We start from the raw sequence: 20,334 nt of genomic DNA on the forward strand, positions 1-20,334 counted from the left end.
TCCTCTCTAATCTGAAACAATCAGCTCAAGTTTGAACCAGTCACGCCACCAAAACGAGGTTCGCGCGCGTTTGTATCCGTCGTGGCATGAAAGCTTCATACAGCGTCCACGAGCGTCCATGCTGGCGCGGCTGGATGTTAGAAATACCGAGCAGTCTGGCCATGGTTCGGCTCACCTCGGAGGGAGTGTTGAACTGCCCTTTGCTCTTGCCAGATTCTTGGGCGAACTTCATCATGAAGTACTCGTAAGCATCGCCGATATCCTTCTTGCCCTTGGCTGCGATTAAGTCATCGAAAGAGGTACCTTCTTTCACTGTGAAATCGGCGTACCGCTGACCTTTGTACCGATCCGAGACGTACTTAAAGAACAGTAGAGTGAGTACATAGTCCTTGTAGCGGGCTGGCTCCACACCGCCACGAAGCTTATTCACAGCTTCCCAGAGTAAGGAATAAAGCTCTGTCTTTTTCACTGCCATCCAAAAACCCTCGTTGAAAATCCTCAGTACTCGGTGATGTCGATTCCGGCCTTCATGAGTCGCTCATAGCGTTCAATCGACATCAACACAGCCAACGGCCTGCCATTCTTCAGCACAAAAGCCGCCTCGTCTTCCTCAAACAACTTCGTGATGATCTTGGACGACTGTCCGCGCAAAAAATCCGACATGTTATAGAAGTCCATCGTCGTCTTCTCGGGCGCAGCATCCATGTGCGACACCTCCCACGTGACCAGGCTCCAGCACCATTCGGTAGTGCTTTTACCCTCCTAGAAAGTAATTACTAAAGATTGTATCAGCCACTCCCACCCCTAGTCAGATACCCGCTAACGCAAGCCCACCAGCAGACCCCCTTGGCAGGAGCCGACGACCGGTTCATTGCCCACAGAAGCCAAGTTCAGCGCATCGTCGAGCAACCAGCCCTCAAAGAAACCACCCTGAAAATAGCAAACCCCCTGCTCAACAGGGGTTCAAGGGTTTAATCAGCGTTTATTATTTTCGACGTCTTTGTTTCAGGGTCAAATGCAGACACCACAACTAACAAAACATCACCTTATCCAAGAAAAATTTGGATAATAGCGTCTCTTTTATATATTCGCATGCAGATGTGATGCGCAGTTATATGAGGACAGATATTTTTATTGTTTTTTCACTTATTACGACGAATTTCGATGTCAATCGATGCATGTGGTCCACCATATGCCTCTTCAACATTTTTCAGTAGTTCACCGATCGTCAAATCAAGTGCATCGGCAAGTTTGAAAAGCGTGTGTAGCCTGGGATTTGCGGGAACCCGCGTTTTAAGATCGGATACGGCGTTCTCAAGGCATTGGATAGTTGAACGATTAATACCCGCGGAAAATGCAAGATCATCCTGACTTATATGTAAATCTTCACGTCTGCTACGCACGGTTCGGGCAAGCGCCCATGCAACGTGTTGCTCAGGGGTGAGAGGTGAAGTCATAGAGTAATTTTTAGCCGGATACACCCATCTAACCCACTGGATATACCCATCGATTAAGGACAGGTGTCGCAATATTTTATAAAAAGAAACTTTCTAGTCCTAATTTTTTAGCTTTTGCGGCTTTTTAACGTTACAAACGTAATAAATAAGTAACGTCTAAAGTATTTTAGACTCCTTCATTTTCACCTTCGCCACGCACACGTAACTCCCAACAGGCAACAGCGCTCGCAGCCGCTACATTCAAGGAATCCACGTGCCCCGCCATCGGAATAATCACCCGATAGTCCGCGTTCGCAATCGTTCGCTTCCCTAAACCATCGCCCTCAGTTCCCATAATGAGAGCAACACGTGAATTAAGCGCCTGCACTTCATCCAAAGCCGAAAACTTATCTAACGGAAGGGCATCATCCTCAAGAGCGAGGGCTGCCGTCGTAAAACCTTCGTCGTGCAAAATATTCATACTTCTCGGCCAATCATAAATCCGTGTCCACGGGACTTGGAAAACCGTCCCCATAGACACCCGGACGCTCCTGCGATACAGGGGATCCGCACATGTGTCCGTCACGAGAATTGCGTCAACTCCAAGCGCTGCGCAGGAACGAAAAATCGCGCCGACATTCGTGTGGTCAACAAGCCCCTCAAGCACAATAATCCGGCGCGCGCCCTTACCCCCACGTGCAGATGCGAGAAGCTCGCCCACCTCGGCAAGCTGAGGTCTGTTGAAAGACGCCAAGGCTCCGCGGTGAACCTTAAAACCCGTGACGTGTTGCATCATCTCGTCGGAACCCAAATAAATCGGAATCTCGCCAGCATCACTGCCACCAAGGAGTCGCTGGGCTATATCTTGAAGCGCCGGCAAATGACGAGGTGAGGTGAAAAACGCGCGGGGCTCGTGCCCTTCCTGAAGTGCGCGTTCAATAACTTTGCTTGATTCGGCCATATATAAACCGCGCAGGGTTTCAAGGCGCTTACGGAGGTTCACGTCAGTTAGGCGAACAAAATCTTCCACACGAGGGTCATCAAGGCTTTCAATGTACACAATCACAATGTAACTTTGCCACGAGATAGCGTTCTGGCTCAAGAAAAGCCACAAAGCGTGATGCGTTAGGAACGCGCGAAATACCTTCCGCCATCTTTGGTAATAGTGATGGGGTAATCGAAAACCTGGCTGACCGTTTCGGAGGTGAGCACTTTATCAATCGGCCCCGCAGCATAAATATCGCCTTCTTTGAGGAGCAACACGTGTGTGAAACCAACAGGGATTTCCTCGACGTGGTGGGTGACAAGAATAAGCGCCGGGGCATAAGGCTGACGCGCCATCATCGACAGCGTTGTGAGAAGCCGTTCACGCCCACCCAAATCCAAACCGGAGGTCGGTTCATCCAAAATCAGAATTTCCGGGTTCGGCATCAGGCTACGCGCAATACCGAGGCGCTTCAACTCGCCTGAAGAAAGATAGGCAACACGCCTATCAGCAATATTATCGATCCCCATTTGAACCATAATTGCGCGGGCACGAGCATCATCTTGAACATCGTACTCTTCATCCCAGGCCGCCATTTGCCCATAGGCTGCCGTGCGCACAGCCTCAAAAACTGTTTCCCCGCGCGGAATAAGACGATCAACTGCCGAGGAGGTTACGCCAACCATTGTGCGAAGCTCGCGCACATCAACACGCCCGAGCCGCTCCCCCATAATATCGACGGTCCCGGTTGTGGGGAACAGACGCGTTGCCACAATCTGCACAATTGTTGTTTTCCCCGCACCGTTCGGGCCGAGCACAACCCAACGTTCATCACTATTAATATCCCAGGAAACACCCTTGAGAATATTGTTGCCACTTCGCCTCAGAGTTACATTATTGATTGAAAGTACATCGCCCATAGGGTTAATAGTACCCTCATTACTTCGCAATTCGTGCTTGCGATCACAGCTTTGCGAAGCCCCGGATTGGCAATGAGTCGATGTTGCCTACACTGTGTGCGGTGAGTCAATCTGTTTTATGCGATTTTTATACGACGACGCGTGAGGGCGTTACCGCACCGGTAACGCCCTCACGTAAGGCTAATGCTCAGCCCTCAATATTTTTTCTGCCTCTATGCACATAGGCCCGGGCATGGACTGAAATCGTGATGAACTTTTTCAACAAACATTGTTCACAAGGCCCGGGCAAAAACGTTTTTTATATGGACGGAATTAAACCCTGTGGGGTGGGTATGTTCCGCACCCAACATACCCACCCCACCTCAAAGAATTACTTCTTGGCAACGAGTTCCTCATAGAACGCCATTGTCTTAACACCAATAGCATCCCAGGAGAAATGATCTTCTACGCGCTTGCGCCCAGCCTTACCCATTTCCTTAGCTTTCTCAGGGTTTAAGCAGACGTCGTTAAGTGCCGTAGCCAAATCCGCCTCAAACTTGTCCGGATTCAACGGCGTTCCCGTCCCGTCCTGCATCTGCTCAATCGGAACAAGAAGCCCTGTTTCACCATGAACGATACAGTCCGGAATACCGCCCGTTTCACTACCCACAACGGGCAGTCCAACAGCCATCGCTTCCAGGTTCACAATGCCGAGAGGCTCATAAATGGACGGGGTGACAAACGTCGTCGAACATGCTTCGAGTTGCACAATACGCTGCTGCGGAAGCATTTCGTCGATCCACACAACACCTTCGCGTTCCGCCTGAAGCTGCGCCACCAATTCACGTGTTTCTTCAAGAATTTCCTTGGTATCCGGAGCGCCCGCGCACAAAATAACCTGGACACTCTTATCAACCTGACGCAGTGCACGAAGCAATCCGGGCACACCCTTTTGGCGAGTAATACGACCAACAAACACAATGGTCGGCTTATCGGGATCAAGTCCGTATGAGGAGAAGAATTCCCGAGCGTCTTTCCATTCTTCGTCGGTCTGAGGCGCTTTCCAGGCATCCAAATCAATACCGTTGTGGATAACGCGGACACGATCGGGGTCAATGGACGGGTAGCAACGCAGGATATCGTCGCGCATTGCGTGGGACACGGCAACAATGCCATCGGCAGCCTCATACGCCGTTTTCTCTGCCCAGGAGCTCAGCTCATAACCACCGCCGAGCTGTTCGCGCTTCCACGGACGCAACGGCTCCAAAGAATGCGCGGAAATAACGTGGGGAATGCCGTACAAAAGTTTCGCAATATGCCCCGCCATATTCGCATACCACGTATGTGAATGAACAAGATCTGCACCTTCCGCGGCCGCCGTAATTTGCAGATCAACACCGAGAGTTTTCAGCGCAGCATTTGCGCCATCAAGTTGCGGAAGATAATCAAAGCCACGTGCCGTCACGCCGGCAGGTAGTTGCTTCGCCTCCTCCTCACTACGTTCACCGTCGAAAGCAAGAACGTGAACATCCGCGTGTTTTGCGAGCACACGAGAAAGTTCCGTCACATGCACACCTGCACCACCATAAACGTGGGGTGGATATTCACGGGTAAGTAAATCAACTCGCATTTTTGGGCTCCTTTGCCAATCTAGATTATCTAGCTGTGTCTAGGATAACGCACTCAACAAAAAAAGTCTTTGAATATAACGCATCATTAAGGTCCGTTCGTCCCTCGAGAAAAGTCTTTGGCGATAACGCATCAGTAAGGTCCGCTCGTTATCCTTTCAAGGTTAAAAAATTTAACTCAAATTATGGCGTGGACGAGGGTGTCCAATCTCACGATGTGTTGTATTATGGGTCACATGACGAGAGATTTACGCGTATTGGCCATTGTCCTTGCGGGGGGCGAAGGCAAGCGTTTGATGCCGCTCACAGAAGATCGAGCAAAACCCGCAGTCCCGTTCGGCGGAATTTATCGTCTTATCGATTTTTCGCTCAGCAATATTGTTAACTCCGGATATCTAAAGTGCGTTGTTCTCACGCAGTACAAGTCCCACTCACTTGATCGCCATATCAGCCGTACCTGGCGTATGTCGAATCTTTTAGGTAATTATGTGGCACCTGTTCCAGCCCAGCAGCGTCTTGGTAAGGGTTGGTTCTCCGGTAGCGCAGATGCTATCTGGCAGTCCATGAATGTTATTGAAGATGAAAAGCCGGATGTTGTTGTTGTTACCGGTGCAGATAACATCTACCGCATGGACTTCTCGCAAATGATGGATCAGCATGTTGCCTCCGGTAAAGACTTGACAATCGCTGGTATCCGCCAGCCCCTAGAACTTGCTCCATCTTTCGGCGTTATCAATGCAGATAAAGAAGATCCTACAAGGGTTCTTGAGTTCCTTGAGAAGCCGCAGGATACAACAGGACTTGGGCTCACCGAAGCTCCCGATAAGTTCCTCGCATCCATGGGTAACTACATTTTCAACACGGAAGCTCTGCATAAAGCACTTGATTTTGACGCCCACAATCCCGATTCCAACCATGATATGGGTGGCGACATTGTCCCCATGTTCGTCAAAGAAGATAACTGTGGCGTTTACGATTTCACCTTCAACCGTATCCCGGGCGAAGGCGCAGAGCGCGATAAGGACTACTGGCGCGATGTAGGTACGATTGACGCATTCTGGGCAGCTAACATGGATCTTATTTCCGTCACCCCGGAGTTCAATCTGTACAACGATCGTTGGCCGATTCTCACAGGCTACACAGGCTTGCCGCCGGCTAAGTTCGTGTATGGGCACCATGAACGTCTTGGGCACGCACTCGATTCCATCGTCTCCCCCGGTGTCATTATCTCCGGTGGTGAAGTTATCGGATCCGTCCTCTCCCCAGGTGTCCGCGTGAATTCGTGGTCTTCTGTTCGCGATTCCGTTTTGTTCGACGATGTTATTGTCGGACGCAACTCCACAATTATTAAGGCAATCCTTGATAAGAACGTGGTGGTTGAGGAAGGCGCTCAGCTCGGCGTTAACCATGATTACGATCGCGAACGTGGTTTCCACGTCTCCGAAGGCGGAATCGTTGTTGTTCCCAAGAACGCAGTGGTTCGTCGCTAAACCATAACAACTATAATGTGAAGTGTGGTCACGTCAATGGCGACGTGACCACACACTATTATGTAGACACCCATTCAAACACATTTGACACAAATTCGATTTACGCCAGCATCACGAACACGAGTTACGCCAGCATCACGAGCTCCATGTAATCGTCACTCCACAAATCCTCGTCCCCGTCGGGTAAGAGAAGAACACGTTCAGGTTGAAGGGCGCGCACCGCGCCCTCGTCGTGAGTAACTAAAACAACGGAACCTTCGTAGGATGCTAGGGCACTAAGAACCTGCTCACGGGACGCGGGATCCAAATTATTTGTGGGTTCGTCAAGAAGTAACACATTCGCCTGAGAAACCACGAGCATAGCCAGCGCTAAACGTGTTTTCTCCCCGCCTGAAAGAACATGCGCGGGCTTGTCCGCGTCGTCGCCGGAGAAAAGGAAAGATCCAAGAATATTACGGACTTTAGTGTCGTCGAATTCCGGCGCGACTTTTTGAAGGTTTTCAACAACAGTTTTATCCGGGTCAATAAATTCGTGTTCCTGGGCGTAATACCCAAGTTTCAGGCCATGCCCAGGAATAATTTTCCCCGTATCTGGTTTTTCGACGCCGAACAACACCTTCAAAAGCGTTGTTTTACCAGCCCCGTTAAAGCCGAGAATAACCACTCGTGAACCGCGGTCGATCGCCAAATCCACACCCGTAAAAACCTCAAGGGAACCGTAAGATTTTGAGAGGCTCTCCCCCATGAGAGGCGTTTTGCCGCAGGGCGCGGGCGTGGGAAAACGAAGCGCCGCAACTTTGTCCTGCACCCGTTCTTCTTCAAGCCCCTCAAGGAGTTTTTCGGCACGCTTCGCCATATTTTGCGCCGCTACAGCCTTTGTGGCTTTGTATCGCATCTTGTCCGCTTGAGCCAAAAGACGTTGAGCTTTCTTCTCCGCATTTGCCCGCTCTTTACGACGACGCTTTTCGTCCGTCTCGCGTTGAATAAGATACTCATGCCAGCCCATCGCGTACTGATCGAGCTTTGAACGATTCGCGTCAAGATGCCATACGCTATTAACGGTTTGATCAAGTAGTTCAACCGAGTGGGAAATAACTATGAAACCGCCCGAATAGGATTTTAAGAAATCTCGAAGCCACACAATAGAATCATGGTCAAGATGGTTCGTTGGTTCATCCAAAAGAAGCGTTTCTGCCTGGGAAAAAAGAACGCGCGCGAGCTCCACACGGCGCCTCTGTCCACCCGACAGCGTGCCCAATTCTTGATTCAACAGGCGATCTTCAATACCCAGCGATGCGGCAATTTGGGAGGCGTGAGCATGGGCCGCCCATCCACCCGCATTCGTAAACTCTTGATCTAAACTAACATAACGTTCCATCGCTTTTTGTTGGCGCGCTCCGCTCAACTCGGACATATCCTTTTCAGCTTTTTTAATACGACGAATCGTCTCATCAATTCCGCGAACTTCAATAATGCGGTTAATGACGCTCTGTTCGGGATTGCCCTGATGCGTATCCTGGGGAAGATAGCCCACCGTTCCGCTTCGTGTAATCGTCCCCTCATAATCGAGCGCATCTCCAAGATCGCCGGCGCCGGCCAAAAGGCGCATCATTGTTGTTTTCCCTGCGCCGTTTCGCCCAACTAGACCCACACGCATACCCTTTGTAACCTGAAATTGTGCGTCGTCGATAAGTGTTCGCGTGCCAATACGCATGGTGAGATGAGAAGCTGAAATCACGTGTTAACCCTACGCCATCGCGCGTTAAAAACCCACCTGTGGGAAACAAAATAGAGAACAATCATGTTCGGTTTCTTCGCGGGGCAAAGACAACGCGCCACAACAACAATGCGGCGCAACAACTTCGTAACACAACGAACCCCGCGTCACGTCGACTTCACGGCACCAAGACTCTCCCTCGCCAATTCAGACCGCGTTTTCCTCTCAGCAGATCCTCAACATAAAATATAAAACATGAGCGAATTACCTATTCCACCATCAACGCCACACCCGAAAAAAATCGGGGGCCTTGCGCTGATTGCGCTCATCGCCGTGAGTCTGTGTTTCATTTGCCTGCGCACATCAACACTGTGGGGAAGCCTCGTGTGTTGGATTGGCGTCGTCGCCCTGACATTACTTCTCACGTTTAGGTTAGCCCTCACGCAAGCATCCACACGCACTCTTCATCTTCTTAACCCCGGCGCAGTTTTCCTCACATTTGGTCTTCTTTTTCTGACGACGATTATTTGCTCTCTAAAATTCGTCTTTCTTGTTATTTTTTAAGCGCGTTTCCCTACACCAGGGATACTACCGAATTTTTCAGTTCTCGTCGTTAAAAAATATTGAAACCAATGGCTCGCAAATCGTCTTTGCCGTCCTCGCTAATGCGTTCTGGGCCCCACGGCGGTAACCATACCCAATTAATCTCTACCTTATCGATAAAATCTGCCGTCGCTGCTTCAATATCTTCAGCGATTTGGTCGGAGAGAGGGCAGGCAGGAGACGTGAGAGTCATATCCAAATACAAGTCTTTACCGTGAGTGGTAATCCCGTAAACGAGCCCGAGATCCACAACATTAATCCCAAGTTCGGGGTCAATGACTTCCTTCATTGCCTCTAACACCAGGTAGGGATCCACATCCTCAATTCCATCTGGGTTATCCGAAGGTGTTTCCACATATTCGAAGCGTGCACTGGCGCTTTCTCTTTCCGGTGTTTCATCGCGATTATCGTATGTATCGTCAGCCATGATTTTTTCCTTCCAACGCTTCATCGGTTGCTTCACGCACTGCCATCCAACCTAATAGCGCACATTTAATGCGCAAGGGAAACTTCGCTACCCCCAAAAAGGCGACCGCATCCTCAAGGAGTTCCTCGTCGTCCTCAGAAATATCTTTCCCACGTGAATCCATCATGCGTCGGAATGCTGCGTAATGCTCCGCCAGATCCTCAACACTTTTTCCTTCAACTAATTCCGTCATTATGGAAATACTCGCCTGGGAAATGCTACATCCGTCTCCCTGCCATGCAATATTTTCAATAGTGTTGCCGTCCTCGGAGAGTTGAACCTGCATGGTGACATGATCTCCACATACGGGATTATTTTGCGTGGACTCGCCGTCGGGATTCTTGAGCCTCCCCTCCCCGTGACGTTCCCGCGCCGCGTCAAGAATAATATCCTGATACATATCATCTAAAGAATTCATGCCCGTCCTCCACGCATTATCATACACTTCATAGATTTCACGCCTTTATTTCACGTCCGGCTCGCACATGTTCACCAATGGCACGGAATATTCATTTCAGGCATATCACCTGCCTGGCGTAACATCATCCCTCACGCCCGTTTCCCGCAGAAATAACCGCGCACCTCGGCCAACGCCTGCAAAAAAGCGTCAATGTCTTCCTGCGTGTTATACACGCCGAGAGACAAGCGGGTTGACGCCTGAACGTTAAAAAAATCATGGACGGGCTGTGCGCAATGATGCCCAACCCGCACGCAAATCCCCTGCGCATCAAAAAATTGCCCGACGTCATGCGGATGAACTCCCTCAACATCAAAGCTAATAAGCCCCGAATGGTCGCTCACATCCGGGCCACCCAAAATACGAATACCCGGAATGTTCTTCATTCCTTCCAATGCACGACGAATAAGGTGCGTTTCGTGTTCCCTCACCTTATCCATCCCGATGCGGGTGAGGTAATCAACGGCCGCAGCTAAACCGATAATTTGGGTTACGGGCTGGGTTCCCGCTTCGAAACGGCGTGGTGGCGCGGAGTACTCCGTGTGTTCCATGGTGACGTAGTCAATCATGGATCCGCCCGTTAAAAACGGCGGGAGTTTGCGTAACATGGAACGTTTTCCGTACAGTACGCCAACGCCGGTTGGCCCGTACATTTTGTGTCCGGAAAACACGGCGAAATCCACGCCGAGCGCATGAAAATCAACAGGCATATGGGGAACGGACTGGCAGGCGTCGAGCACAGTAATAGCCCCAACCTCGCGGGCTTTATCCACAATCTTCCCCACGGGACTTACCGCTCCCACAACATTGGAAACATGAGTAAACGCAACAATTTTTGTGTTCTCATTAATAACGTTGAGGGTGTCCGTATTGATGCGTCCATACTCGTCCACGTCAAGCCAGCGAAGCTGCGCCCCTGTTTTACGGCAGAGTTCCTGCCAGGGAAGAAGATTTGCGTGATGTTCCACGCGGGTAACAACAACTGTATCGCCCGGGCCAACGCGGTACCGTTCACTGCCTCGAATACCCATATCCCACTGCGCATTATGGATTGCGTAAGCAAGAAGATTCAGACCCTCCGTCGTCCCATGTGTCCACACAATTTCTTCTGGATCCGCACCAACAAACTGGGCTACGCTTACCCTCGCATCTTCAACCTCAAGTGTAGATTCTTCAGCCAAAATGTGGCTCCCGCGGTTGACGGCACCATAAGATGTGGATTCAAAGGACGCCATTGCTTCCATAACCTGGCGTGGACGAAGGGAAGTTGCTCCCGTATCCAAATAGACAAGCCGAGTTCCGCCCCTCCCCTCGCGTGAAAGAATGGGGAAATCCTCAGCAACCTTGCGCAGTGTCATTAGCCCTCGATATAGGAATCGTAGCCGTTAGCTTCGAGTTCTTCGGCAAGCTCCGGGCCACCCGTACGCACAATTTTTCCGTCGGCAAAAACATGCACAAAATCTGGTTTCACGTAGCGAAGAATACGGTTGTAGTGGGTAATGAGCAAAATGGAGTTCCCGGTACGTTCGTGAACATCAACAATTCCTGCGGAAACAACGCGCAACGCATCCACGTCAAGCCCGGAATCGGTTTCGTCCAAAACCGCTATTTTTGGTTCGAGCAACTCCATCTGCAACACTTCGGTGCGCTTTTTCTCGCCACCCGAGAAGCCCACGTTGAGATCACGCTTCATAAAATCGGTATCTACGCGGAGTTTTTCGGAGACCTCTCGAATTCGCTTAGTCCAATCGCGAACCTTCGGCGCCTTACCGTCAATTGCCGTGCGGGCGGTACGCAAGAAATTCGAAACAGACACGCCAGGGACTTCCACCGGATACTGCATGGCGAGGAAAAGCCCTTCGCGTGCACGTTCGTCCGCCGTCATATCCGTAATATCCACGCCGTCTAAAAGAACCTGACCCTGGGTAATCTCATAGGACGGGTGGCCTGCAAGTGCGTAAGCGGTTGTGGATTTTCCAGAACCGTTCGGTCCCATAATTGCGTGGATTTCGCCGTCGCCTATATGGAGGTTGACCCCCTGCAAAATCGCCTTGGGGCCTTCCGCGGTTTCTACGGATGCGTGAAGATCAATAATGTCTAAGGTTGCCATGGATTCCCTCGTTTTCTGTGCGCCTTTTGTCGAAATATTCAGTTATGTTTTCGGTTGAATATTCAGTTATGTTTTCGGTTGAACGTTCAACCCTGATGTAACGTTCAAGGATTATTGTCGAATCGTGTTGAAAGTCTTTGCTATATTGCGTTGTGTTGTATGCCGTGTTGAGTCTTTTCTATGCTGTGCTGCGTGCTGGCAGTATCCATCTGAAACCTGGCATGCACACCTCATACCTTCCCGACCCCAAAACACTAGATGTCTCCGTCGTCGAAAATAGAATCATCGAAATCCTCGGACACGATTCCCGCAAGGTCCAGTTCGCGTTCAATAGCGTCCATAAGTTTACGACGAACACTGTCCACCTCAATTTGTTCCACGAGTTCGGCAAAGAACCCGCGAACCACCAGGCGACGCGCAATATCCGCCGGAATTCCGCGCGCCATCAGGTAGAAGAGTTGAAGTTCATCGAAACGCCCGGTTGCTGAAGCGTGGCCTGCACCCGCAATATCGCCTGTAAGAATCTCAAGATTAGGCACAGAATCAGCCTTCGCGCCCTCTGTTAATACGAGGTTACGGTTCAGTTCATACGTATCTGTCCCGCTTGCCTCTGCGCGTATGAGTACGTCGCCAATCCACACGGAGTGAGCGTCTTGCCCCTGAAGTGCGCCCTTGTAATTAGCGTTTGATTTACACTTTGCCGCCTTGTGATCCACAAAAATGCGGTGTTCTTGATGCTGCCCGCCTTCGGTAATATAAGCACCCAAAAGATCCGTTTCAGAACCCTCTTCATACAGGTCGGCTTCCGTCGTCATACGAACAAAATTGCCACCAATTGTCACAACAATATGCTTGAATGTTGCGCCCTTACCCACGCGGAAACGTTGCGCCAAATGATGCGCCGCGCTTTCTTCCTGTTCCTGAACGGACACCACGGTGAGCGTGGAGTAGGCTCCAACCTCAACTTCGATTGTATCCGTGAGCAACCCACCACCCGTATGTTCCACGACAACTGTCCCGGAACTTTCCGGTTCGGATGCCACATACGTATGTGCAGCATTCATTCCCTCATCAGCATGAATCTGTACGACGACATCCGAGTGTTCACCTTTCTTCACCGTTACCGCAGTCGCTTCACGAAAAGCCTGCCATGCAAGGGCTGCCGCTCGGTCGTCGGGAACGGACACGCTTCCGATGCGCGCATCTTCACGTCCCACACGTTCTACTGTTGCGTCCCCCGTAACCGTATAGGTTACGCGAGCATCCGTATAGTTTTCGCCGTCGTGAATAAAACGCGCCACGCGATCCATCGGGGTGAAACGCCAATCTTCTTCCTCGCCCCTTCCCGTAGGGACCGGGAAATCGACGGGGTTGAAACTCTTAAAACGATCGCTTCTGTCCGAATGTGTGACGTGGAAACCTTCGCTTTCTGCATGCGCCTCGGAGGTTGCCGCCAACTGTGAAATATCAACCATTAGCCCACACTTCCTTCCATCTGCATATCAATCAACCGGTTCAATTCAATGGCGTATTCCATGGGAAGTTCGCGCGCGATTGGCTCGACGAAACCGCGAACAATCATGCCCATCGCCTCCGGTTCCGTTAAGCCTCTCTGCATGAGGTAGAAAAGCTGATCTTCGCTGACTTTCGTGACGGTAGCTTCGTGCCCCATTTCCACATCGTCGGTTTGAACATCCACGTACGGGTACGTATCGGTTCGCGAAATATCGTCGACGAGAAGCGCATCGCATTGAACGTTGGATTTTGAGCCACGCGCATTTTTTGTCACCTTCACCAACCCGCGGTAGGAGGAACGGCCGCCCCCGCGAGAAATGGATTTGGAGACGATGGATGAGGTTGTACGCGGAGCTGCGTGAACCATTTTCGCGCCGGTATCCTGATGTTGGCCAGGGCCTGAGAACGCTGCGGAAAGGGCTTCGCCATGCGCGTTTTCGCCAAGCAAAATACATGCCGGGTACTTCATGTTGAGGCGAGAACCAATATTTCCGTCGATCCATTCCATTGTTCCGCCCTCGGCGACCGTCGCGCGTTGGGTCACAAGATTGAGCACATTATTGGACCAATTTTGCACTGTGGTGTAGCGGCAGTGAGCATTTTTCTTCACGACGATTTCGACGATCGCGGCATGTAAAGAGTCTTCACTGTAGATTGGTGCCGTGCATCCCTCAACGTAATGGACGTAGGAACCTTCGTCGCAAATAATGAGAGTGCGCTCAAACTGGCCCATTGCCTGCGTGTTAATACGGAAATATGCCTGGAGCGGGATATCTACGTGGACGTTCGGCGGAACATAGATGAAGGAACCGCCAGACCATACGGCGGTGTTGAGGCTGGCGAACTTGTTATCTCCCGAGGGCACAACCGTTCCGAAATATTCCTTCATGAGGTCTTCGTGTTCGCGAAGTGCCGTATCGGTATCAACAAAGATAACACCCTGTTTCGCTAAATCTTCACGAATGGAGTTGTACACGACTTCCGATTCGTACTGGGCTGCAACTCCTGCAACAAGACGTTCTTTCTCAGCTTCGGGAATGCCCAGACGCTCATACGTGTTTTTTATTTCCGGAGGAAGATCATCCCAACTTTTCACGGTGCGATCGGTTGCGCGCACAAAATATTTGAAATCGTCGAAATTAATATCCGATAAATCTGCACCCCACATTGGCATAGGACGGTTCTTAAAAAGCTCATAGGCTTTCAAACGGCGTTCACGCATCCACTGAGGCTCGTTTTTTTCTTGTGAAATAGAGCGAACAACATCCGCGTCAATGCCTCGACGCGCATTCATACCCGCAACATCCGAGTCATGCCAACCGTATTCGTAGTTGCCAGACAAGGTTTCAATCAGGTCCTGTTGCTCGGCAACAGCTTCCGCAACGGCAGTTTCATGCCGTGTTTGTGCCATTCTTTCCCTTCCTTCACGCTCGCCATTCTTGTCCTTAGGATAACCCATACAACCGTAGTGCTAAAGCTTCCATTTATCCAGAGGTCTTAGTCATGTACGGAAGGTGAGATCCGTACCACAACACACCTGTTGGAATACACAGATGAACGTAACATCACCGCAAATTGCCGGGCGATGCTACCTCATCATTTCAACCCCAACACTCCTCAATATGCCGTTACGTTTATGCGCTAAAAATTACCCAAAGATAATCTCTTCGCGCACTCGGTTGCGTGTATGCAGATTCGCGCACGCCGTTTCGTGTACACAGATTCCCACGCTCGGTTCCGTGCACGCGCTTGCGTGTCCGCCGGCGCGAAACGCGACGCTGAAATAATTTCTCGGTTCCGTGCACACGCTTGCGTGTACGAGATTTGCGCACGCCGTTAACTACATACCCCGTAACGAGAAACATACGCTAACACAGATGTAACTAAAGTTGGGCAACACATATTCCCCGCGTGAATAGCGTCCACAACTTCCTTTAAAGGAACCCAATAGGTCTCAATTTCTGATTCTTCGTCCGTGCGTTCGAAAACCGTCGAACATTGTTCTGGATCTCGAACAAGGAAACACGTAATCTTCTCGTCTGTGAAACCCGGCGAGGTATAAAAACTCACGAGGAAATCAGCTTCCCGAGCTTCGTAATCGGTTTCCTCACGCAACTCGCGAAGCGCCGCTTTATCGGCCTTCTCCCCGTCTACATCCAGCAAGCCTGCAGGAATCTCCCACATCATACGCCCCACCGCATGTCGGTATTGTCGAATCAAAAGAACTTCTTCCGCCCCGTCACGTCGACGCAGGGCGAGAACCGCAACGGCATCGTCGTGGTGAACTATAAATCTCCCTATGGACAAGCCGGTGTTCCCTAACACAAACTCTTCATTCACAACCGAAATGAAAGGGGTCGTCAACATTTCGTGACTCGAAGTCACGGTAACGTGTTCGTGCGCTACAACATCACGCAATTCAGGATATGTGCTCATACAACAATGTTACTATCTGATATCCTCACTATTTTTTGTTGTGAGTGACGTTTTTTGTAACGCATCGTCGCGATGAGTATCAGAGTTTTTTTGTGACGCCTCACCGGCACCCCTGGCGCGCGTTTTCTTCAACGTTTTTCTTTCTACGACGACGATAGCGGCTCCAGCAATCCCCAAAGTAAGAACACCGGCTACGCAACTCGCCACAAAGGAGACAAGCAAACCCGTTCCCCACATGTGAAGAATGGAGGTGCCTGCAAAATATCCGGCAACGCAGGCAATCACGGATACCGGAGCAATAATCACTGCGGATTTCACAAGGCCTTGGAGGGAACCTACGCCAACAACCTGGCGGATTGCACACAGCTGAGCAACCGCGCCAAGGCTCATGCCAATACTTAAAGCACACCCCAGAATCGTGAGAATACCCGCGCGACTATCCGAAGCGAGAGGAGCGAGAATGAGCATTGCCAGGACGCTGGACAGCCACGCCACACAGTTCACGCCAATCACAGCTTTTGTTGATTCGACGGCATACAGGACTCGTGAACCATGATAAATAAAGGCGTAACCCAAAAGGCCGGGGGCCATTGCAATCATGGCGGTATCCATATGGGCTGCCGGACGCATCACGTTAAAAACTGCTTGCGCAGGGACGGCAACCGCGATTAACAGAGCAACGCACATTATGCCAATATCGAAAACGAGGCGGCTGGAGCGTGCCGTGAGTCGAGCAAGATTCGGGCGCCCTTTTTCCGCTGCAGCTTCAGAAAGACGCGGGAACATTGCCGTGGCAATAGGAACCGCAAGAACGGCGTAAGGCACCATATAGACCTGATTGGCGAAGGTATAGACGGGGTATGTTCCCGTATCGCCTCGCGCATTAGCAAAAAGCATAACGGCAATGATTTGGATTTGTTGTGCGCACAGGGAAAGGAGGCCTGCGCTCATCATTTTCACGGTTCGCTTGCCAACACCCTTGGGGAAAGTGAAACGTGGGCGGATGGTAATAAGCCGGCATACCGGAACGAGTTGCGGGAGGGAAAAAATTGCAACACCGGCGGTTGTTCCCCAAGCAAGAAGATAGACGGCCGAGGTCGATATTTGCCCAGGGGCGTCCTGATGTCCGCCAGCATATCGGGTAAAGAGCAGGAAGGTTACAATAACGCACAGGGACGACAAGAGTGGGGCGAGAGCCGGGAGAATAAATTTCTTGTGCGCCTGAAGGAGCCCCGTACAAACAACAGATAATCCGTAAAGCGGAATCTGCCAGGCAAAAATACGAAGAAGAGTTGCCCCGAAAAGTAGTTCTTCCTCAGATACGTCTGTTCCTAACAAAACAGACATGAGGGGTTTTGCCCCGCACGTAACAATGAGGGCAACAGGAACACCAACGGCAACAACCCACGTGAGTAGCGCCGAGGCCGTGCGTTCAACATCCCGTTGATTTTTTTGAGCAAGGAAACCCGAAATAAGGGGAATGACGGCGGCTGCCAACGCTCCCCCGGCAGCGATTTCAAAAAGAACATTGGGAACCGTGTTGGCAGTCGCGTAGGCTTCACCGGATGCGGTATCACCTAGTGCACCATTTTGACACCATGCTCGAATAAAACCGGCCGCACGGGAAAAAATCGTGAGGATGGCAATCGCTCCGGCAGCTCCGAGTGCGGAAACGAGGAGCTTTTTCACGTTAGCTGTGGCGCCTTCCTGCCTGATCAATGGCATTCAGGATAGGGTTAGCTTCAATTATTTTGGTGAAGGAAACTTTTTCACTCAACACATTGAGTCCGCACACGCCGGCAAGTGCAATATAGCGCGGGATTTTCGGCAAATGTGCCATTCCGTAGCCGAGTACAGCACCCAAAGCGTTCGCGCCAGTATCTCCAAGCATTGTTGTACCCTCCAAATCTTCAGGAAGGCACACCAGGGAAGTTGCGCTAGCAGTCGCCATAGCACCTGCCACCTTGGGTTGCGTGCAGAGCATAAGAGGAGCGGTTCCCGCCAAAATAACTTTGAGTGCACGCCCCGGGCGAAGATCGAAAAGGTTAATAAGGTTTGCCGTCATGGCGATGAGCGCACCACCCGATATTTTCGCGCCACGCGGTGCGCACACAAGCGCGGTGGTCCCAATAAGCAGGATTTTCACCCCGCCCGATGTGGGCGTTCCGCGCAAAAGAGAGGAAATATGTCCTTTGAACCCTTTGGAGACCGAGGGGAATCGTGTTTCCCATTCGTCGTCGATATAACCGGCTAACCCGGAAACGGCGGTAAGAATAGCCGGAGAAATATTCCCCGTCGCAGATAACGCTACACCCATACCGCTAACCGCAACCGCCCCTTCGGAAAGGCTCACGGTTCGTCCATCACCGGCGGTTCGCTCCCATTCTTCGCCCAAACGCGGAGCCAAGAACTTTTTAGCTGCGAAGGTAGCTACAGCTGCTACGCAACCACCCAGAACAATTTTTCCTAATCGACGCTTCGCCATTGTTTACTTCCCGGGAACTGAACCAATAATTGAATCTGCACCCTGGGCAGAACCGTACTTGACATGCTTGCCCGCAAGTTCTTGGGCAAGTGCCAGAGGAATATTGATTTGTGAGGTTGCTGTTCCTGCACTATCTACCGTGGAGCCAATCGCACCATTACGCAGAGTCAAGAGGAAGGCTTTGTTGTCGTTCGTCGTACCAACAGATACGAGAGGGCCACGTTTTGACATAGCTTCGACGGTTGCACGGTAAACGTCGTTGGCAGATGCGCTCAGGGATTGCTTATCTTCTTGGGATGGGAGCTGATCTGGCGAGATGAAGAGAATAGCGTCCGCAGGTTCGCGCACACCAGCTGAAACATCGATGAGCTGATTGTCTTTCGAGGTGAGAAGAGTGATGAGAGTTTTTGGTGCTTGATCGTTTGGATTGCCACGAAGAATCGTGTCCAGCGCTGCACCAAGAGTTTGTTCAGGTGTTGAACCCGCAACGTATTGAGGAATATATCCGCCCAGATTGCCCGCGAGAGTACTGCGATACGTGGAGGTTTCTGCCTTACTAAAGGACGGGGTGAGAACGATTTCACCAGCAATCCTGCCACCGGCATCCGTAATGGACTTACGTGCCTGTTCAACAACGGTATTGGGGGCTCCCGTAGCTACAATAATGCTCACGCGTTTACCAGCAAGCGAATCTTTTGTTAAACGGCTTCCCATATCAAGGATTGCATTTTTGTCCGATTCAATCTGCTGATTCTTGGTAGCAAGTTCTGTTCGCAGAGACTCGCGTGAATCGCGCAAGGAGTTCACTTGCCCGTTAAGCCCTACCGCAATCGAGTTCTGTAGGGGGCCGGCACCGAGCACAATACCGATTGCCAAAGCGAAGAAAACAGAAACAATAGAAACGAGATGATAACGAAAATCAACCATGAACTCCACCCTTAGAACAGGTTTCGGAACCAGTTAGCAAGATCGCCTAATCTGGCACCTAATACGGATAGGAATGTTTGTCCTGAGGCGCTTGCGGTCATGGCCGCAAATAACGCAACAAAACCGGCAACGATGAGAAGTATCACCAGGCCGTTAGAAATTTTAGATTTATAGAGACGGGAAACACCCTTGGCATCAATGAGCTTTCCTCCAACAACAAGCCGTGTGAGGAAGGTTGACGCCATTCCGGCTCGTCCTTTATCAAGAAATTCAATAATCGTGGAATGTGTACCAACCGCAACAATAAGTTCTGCATCGTTCGCGTCGCAAAGAAGCATTGCAACATCTTCAGATGTGCCTGTTGCCGGGAAAATCGTGTGCTCTACTCCAAGATCTTCCACGCGTTTTTTCCCTGGCGCGCGTCCGTCGCGATAGGCGTGAACAATGATTTCCGCCCCGGATTTCAAGGCTTTATCGGAGACGGAATCCATGTCTCCAACGATCATGTCGGGTTTGTAGCCTAATTCGATGAGGGCGTCTGCCCCGCCGTCAACACCAATCATAATGGGACGATTTTCTCGAATATAGGGACGCAGGGTATGCAGATCATCCACATAGTCATATCCGCGAACGACAATCAGTACATGGCGTCCCTTCATTTTGGTGCGGATTTTTGGGATTCCTACTCCATCAAGAATAAGCCCCTGTTCCTGATTCATATATTCCAAGGTATTCGTGGCAAATGCGCGAAGCTGCGTCTCCATTCCGGAGCGAGCATCGATCATGTCCTGTTTTACTGTTTCTTCAGTTTCGAAGATGCCTTGGGATATCACCACACCATCAACAAGAACTTCCCCGTTTTTCCTGGCTTCAACAATCTGACCTTCGGAAATATCCATAATTTCCGGGCCCAAATCATCAATTAACGGAACTCCTGCTTCCATAAGAATAATGGGGCCAAGATTTGGGTAGCGTCCTGAAATCGACTTCTCCGCGTTGAGAACGACGGAGGGTTTCGCATCGCGTAAGTTTTCTGCCACCACGCGATCGAGGTCCGTATGGCTGATAACAGCCACTTCCCCCTCATTCAGGCGATGCGTCAAATTTTTTGTTCGACGGTCTACACGTGCCGAACCCTTCATTTCGCTTGGTGTTACGCTCGTTTTACGGCGCCTAAGTT

20 protein-coding genes are annotated in these 20,334 nt (G+C 50.8%); 2 read left to right on the top strand and 18 right to left on the bottom strand.

Translation table 11 applies throughout. The features are described 5' to 3' along the window. Nucleotides 1-40: 40 nt before the first annotated feature. The 6 genes from G445_RS0106590 to glgA all read right to left on the bottom strand — a co-directional run bounded on the left by G445_RS0106590 (nucleotide 41) and on the right by glgA (nucleotide 4,950). Nucleotides 41-475 (bottom strand): type I restriction-modification system subunit M N-terminal domain-containing protein, encoded by a 435-nt coding sequence (locus G445_RS0106590; protein ID WP_022866757.1) that lies wholly within the window; start codon nucleotides 473-475, stop codon nucleotides 41-43. A gap of 23 nt (nucleotides 476-498) precedes the next feature. Beyond that, nucleotides 499-705 carry a type II toxin-antitoxin system prevent-host-death family antitoxin gene (locus G445_RS0106595; RefSeq protein ID WP_022866758.1) on the bottom strand — a complete coding sequence of 69 codons (207 nt, stop codon included), beginning with the start codon at nucleotides 703-705 and terminating at the stop codon, nucleotides 499-501. A gap of 437 nt (nucleotides 706-1,142) precedes the next feature. Next, nucleotides 1,143-1,457, bottom strand: coding sequence for a helix-turn-helix domain-containing protein (locus G445_RS10145; protein ID WP_022866759.1), 315 nt, complete (start codon nucleotides 1,455-1,457; stop codon nucleotides 1,143-1,145). A 166-nt stretch (nucleotides 1,458-1,623) separates the two neighbouring features. Further along, entirely contained in the window at nucleotides 1,624-2,502 is an 879-nt protein-coding gene (locus tag G445_RS0106605; protein ID WP_026421016.1) for a TrmH family RNA methyltransferase, read from the bottom strand. A gap of 59 nt (nucleotides 2,503-2,561) precedes the next feature. Continuing rightward, complete coding sequence (locus G445_RS0106610; RefSeq protein WP_022866761.1) at nucleotides 2,562-3,341, bottom strand: ABC transporter ATP-binding protein; 780 nt, start codon at nucleotides 3,339-3,341, stop codon at nucleotides 2,562-2,564. A 370-nt stretch (nucleotides 3,342-3,711) separates the two neighbouring features. Next, entirely contained in the window at nucleotides 3,712-4,950 is a 1,239-nt protein-coding gene (gene glgA, locus G445_RS0106615) for a glycogen synthase (RefSeq protein WP_022866762.1), read from the bottom strand. Between the two features lie 234 nt (nucleotides 4,951-5,184). Between glgA and glgC the strand changes: the two genes are divergently transcribed. Further along, nucleotides 5,185-6,438, top strand: coding sequence for a glucose-1-phosphate adenylyltransferase (gene glgC / locus G445_RS0106620; protein ID WP_026421017.1), 1,254 nt, complete (start codon nucleotides 5,185-5,187; stop codon nucleotides 6,436-6,438). 124 nt (nucleotides 6,439-6,562) lie between these two features. Here the strand turns inward: glgC and G445_RS0106625 are convergent, their stop codons facing one another. Further along, nucleotides 6,563-8,176 carry an ABC-F family ATP-binding cassette domain-containing protein gene (locus G445_RS0106625; protein ID WP_022866764.1) on the bottom strand — a complete coding sequence of 538 codons (1,614 nt, stop codon included), beginning with the start codon at nucleotides 8,174-8,176 and terminating at the stop codon, nucleotides 6,563-6,565. A gap of 234 nt (nucleotides 8,177-8,410) precedes the next feature. Here G445_RS0106625 and G445_RS0106630 point away from each other — a divergent pair, with 234 nt between their 5' ends. After that, nucleotides 8,411-8,719 carry a hypothetical protein gene (locus G445_RS0106630; RefSeq protein WP_022866765.1) on the top strand — a complete coding sequence of 103 codons (309 nt, stop codon included), beginning with the start codon at nucleotides 8,411-8,413 and terminating at the stop codon, nucleotides 8,717-8,719. A gap of 49 nt (nucleotides 8,720-8,768) precedes the next feature. On the opposite strand, the gene G445_RS0106635 is transcribed toward G445_RS0106630, so the two are convergent. The 11 genes from G445_RS0106635 to steA form a co-directional block, all read right to left on the bottom strand. Further along, nucleotides 8,769-9,185, bottom strand: coding sequence for a metal-sulfur cluster assembly factor (locus G445_RS0106635; RefSeq protein ID WP_022866766.1), 417 nt, complete (start codon nucleotides 9,183-9,185; stop codon nucleotides 8,769-8,771). Continuing rightward, entirely contained in the window at nucleotides 9,178-9,642 is a 465-nt protein-coding gene (gene sufU, locus G445_RS0106640; protein ID WP_022866767.1) for a Fe-S cluster assembly sulfur transfer protein SufU, read from the bottom strand. Before sufU ends, G445_RS0106635 begins: the two co-directional genes overlap by 8 nt. 131 nt (nucleotides 9,643-9,773) lie before the next feature. Then, the gene (locus G445_RS0106645) at nucleotides 9,774-11,039 is read right to left on the bottom strand and encodes a SufS family cysteine desulfurase (protein ID WP_022866768.1); all 1,266 of its coding nucleotides are present in this window, start codon (nucleotides 11,037-11,039) and stop codon (nucleotides 9,774-9,776) included. Then, the gene (sufC, locus tag G445_RS0106650; protein WP_022866769.1) at nucleotides 11,039-11,791 is read right to left on the bottom strand and encodes a Fe-S cluster assembly ATPase SufC; all 753 of its coding nucleotides are present in this window, start codon (nucleotides 11,789-11,791) and stop codon (nucleotides 11,039-11,041) included. Before sufC ends, G445_RS0106645 begins: the two co-directional genes overlap by 1 nt. Before the next feature lie 254 nt (nucleotides 11,792-12,045). After that, nucleotides 12,046-13,266 carry a Fe-S cluster assembly protein SufD gene (sufD, locus tag G445_RS10150; RefSeq protein ID WP_022866770.1) on the bottom strand — a complete coding sequence of 407 codons (1,221 nt, stop codon included), beginning with the start codon at nucleotides 13,264-13,266 and terminating at the stop codon, nucleotides 12,046-12,048. Further along, the gene (gene sufB, locus G445_RS0106660) at nucleotides 13,266-14,717 is read right to left on the bottom strand and encodes a Fe-S cluster assembly protein SufB (protein ID WP_022866771.1); all 1,452 of its coding nucleotides are present in this window, start codon (nucleotides 14,715-14,717) and stop codon (nucleotides 13,266-13,268) included. Before sufB ends, sufD begins: the two co-directional genes overlap by 1 nt. A gap of 425 nt (nucleotides 14,718-15,142) precedes the next feature. Beyond that, a complete protein-coding gene (locus G445_RS10155) occupies nucleotides 15,143-15,742 on the bottom strand; it encodes an NUDIX domain-containing protein (protein ID WP_022866773.1) in 600 nt (199 codons plus the stop codon). Between the two features lie 12 nt (nucleotides 15,743-15,754). Continuing rightward, complete coding sequence (gene murJ / locus G445_RS10160) at nucleotides 15,755-17,467, bottom strand: murein biosynthesis integral membrane protein MurJ (RefSeq protein ID WP_306718323.1); 1,713 nt, start codon at nucleotides 17,465-17,467, stop codon at nucleotides 15,755-15,757. After that, nucleotides 17,433-18,227, bottom strand: coding sequence for a hypothetical protein (locus G445_RS0106680; RefSeq protein ID WP_022866775.1), 795 nt, complete (start codon nucleotides 18,225-18,227; stop codon nucleotides 17,433-17,435). The genes murJ and G445_RS0106680 overlap by 35 nt, the downstream gene beginning before the upstream one ends. A 3-nt stretch (nucleotides 18,228-18,230) precedes the next feature. Continuing rightward, nucleotides 18,231-19,154, bottom strand: a complete 924-nt coding sequence (locus tag G445_RS10940; RefSeq protein ID WP_022866776.1) for a copper transporter — start codon at nucleotides 19,152-19,154, stop codon at nucleotides 18,231-18,233. A gap of 11 nt (nucleotides 19,155-19,165) precedes the next feature. Further along, nucleotides 19,166-20,296 carry a putative cytokinetic ring protein SteA gene (gene steA, locus G445_RS0106690; protein ID WP_084676515.1) on the bottom strand — a complete coding sequence of 377 codons (1,131 nt, stop codon included), beginning with the start codon at nucleotides 20,294-20,296 and terminating at the stop codon, nucleotides 19,166-19,168. Between the last annotated feature and the right edge of the window lie 38 nt (nucleotides 20,297-20,334).

This window comes from Actinotignum urinale DSM 15805 (assembly GCF_000420445.1).
GTDB classification, from domain to species: Bacteria; Actinomycetota; Actinomycetes; order Actinomycetales; family Actinomycetaceae; genus Actinotignum; species Actinotignum urinale.

Coding starts and splice junctions, on each gene's coding strand:
- G445_RS0106590 (WP_022866757.1), bottom strand. CDS start 475: ATGGCAGTGAAAAAGACAGAGCTTTATTCCTTACTCTGGGAAGCTGTG.
- G445_RS0106595 (WP_022866758.1), bottom strand. CDS start 705: ATGGATGCTGCGCCCGAGAAGACGACGATGGACTTCTATAACATGTCG.
- G445_RS10145 (WP_022866759.1), bottom strand. CDS start 1,457: ATGACTTCACCTCTCACCCCTGAGCAACACGTTGCATGGGCGCTTGCC.
- G445_RS0106610 (WP_022866761.1), bottom strand. CDS start 3,341: ATGGGCGATGTACTTTCAATCAATAATGTAACTCTGAGGCGAAGTGGC.
- glgA (WP_022866762.1), bottom strand. CDS start 4,950: ATGCGAGTTGATTTACTTACCCGTGAATATCCACCCCACGTTTATGGT.
- glgC (WP_026421017.1), top strand. CDS start 5,185: ATGACGAGAGATTTACGCGTATTGGCCATTGTCCTTGCGGGGGGCGAA.
- G445_RS0106630 (WP_022866765.1), top strand. CDS start 8,411: ATGAGCGAATTACCTATTCCACCATCAACGCCACACCCGAAAAAAATC.
- G445_RS0106635 (WP_022866766.1), bottom strand. CDS start 9,185: ATGGCTGACGATACATACGATAATCGCGATGAAACACCGGAAAGAGAA.
- sufU (WP_022866767.1), bottom strand. CDS start 9,642: ATGAATTCTTTAGATGATATGTATCAGGATATTATTCTTGACGCGGCG.
- G445_RS0106645 (WP_022866768.1), bottom strand. CDS start 11,039: ATGACACTGCGCAAGGTTGCTGAGGATTTCCCCATTCTTTCACGCGAG.
- sufC (WP_022866769.1), bottom strand. CDS start 11,791: ATGGCAACCTTAGACATTATTGATCTTCACGCATCCGTAGAAACCGCG.
- sufD (WP_022866770.1), bottom strand. CDS start 13,266: ATGGTTGATATTTCACAGTTGGCGGCAACCTCCGAGGCGCATGCAGAA.
- sufB (WP_022866771.1), bottom strand. CDS start 14,717: ATGGCACAAACACGGCATGAAACTGCCGTTGCGGAAGCTGTTGCCGAG.
- G445_RS10155 (WP_022866773.1), bottom strand. CDS start 15,742: ATGAGCACATATCCTGAATTGCGTGATGTTGTAGCGCACGAACACGTT.
- murJ (WP_306718323.1), bottom strand. CDS start 17,467: ATGCCATTGATCAGGCAGGAAGGCGCCACAGCTAACGTGAAAAAGCTC.
- G445_RS0106680 (WP_022866775.1), bottom strand. CDS start 18,227: ATGGCGAAGCGTCGATTAGGAAAAATTGTTCTGGGTGGTTGCGTAGCA.
- G445_RS10940 (WP_022866776.1), bottom strand. CDS start 19,154: ATGGTTGATTTTCGTTATCATCTCGTTTCTATTGTTTCTGTTTTCTTC.
- steA (WP_084676515.1), bottom strand. CDS start 20,296: ATGAAGGGTTCGGCACGTGTAGACCGTCGAACAAAAAATTTGACGCAT.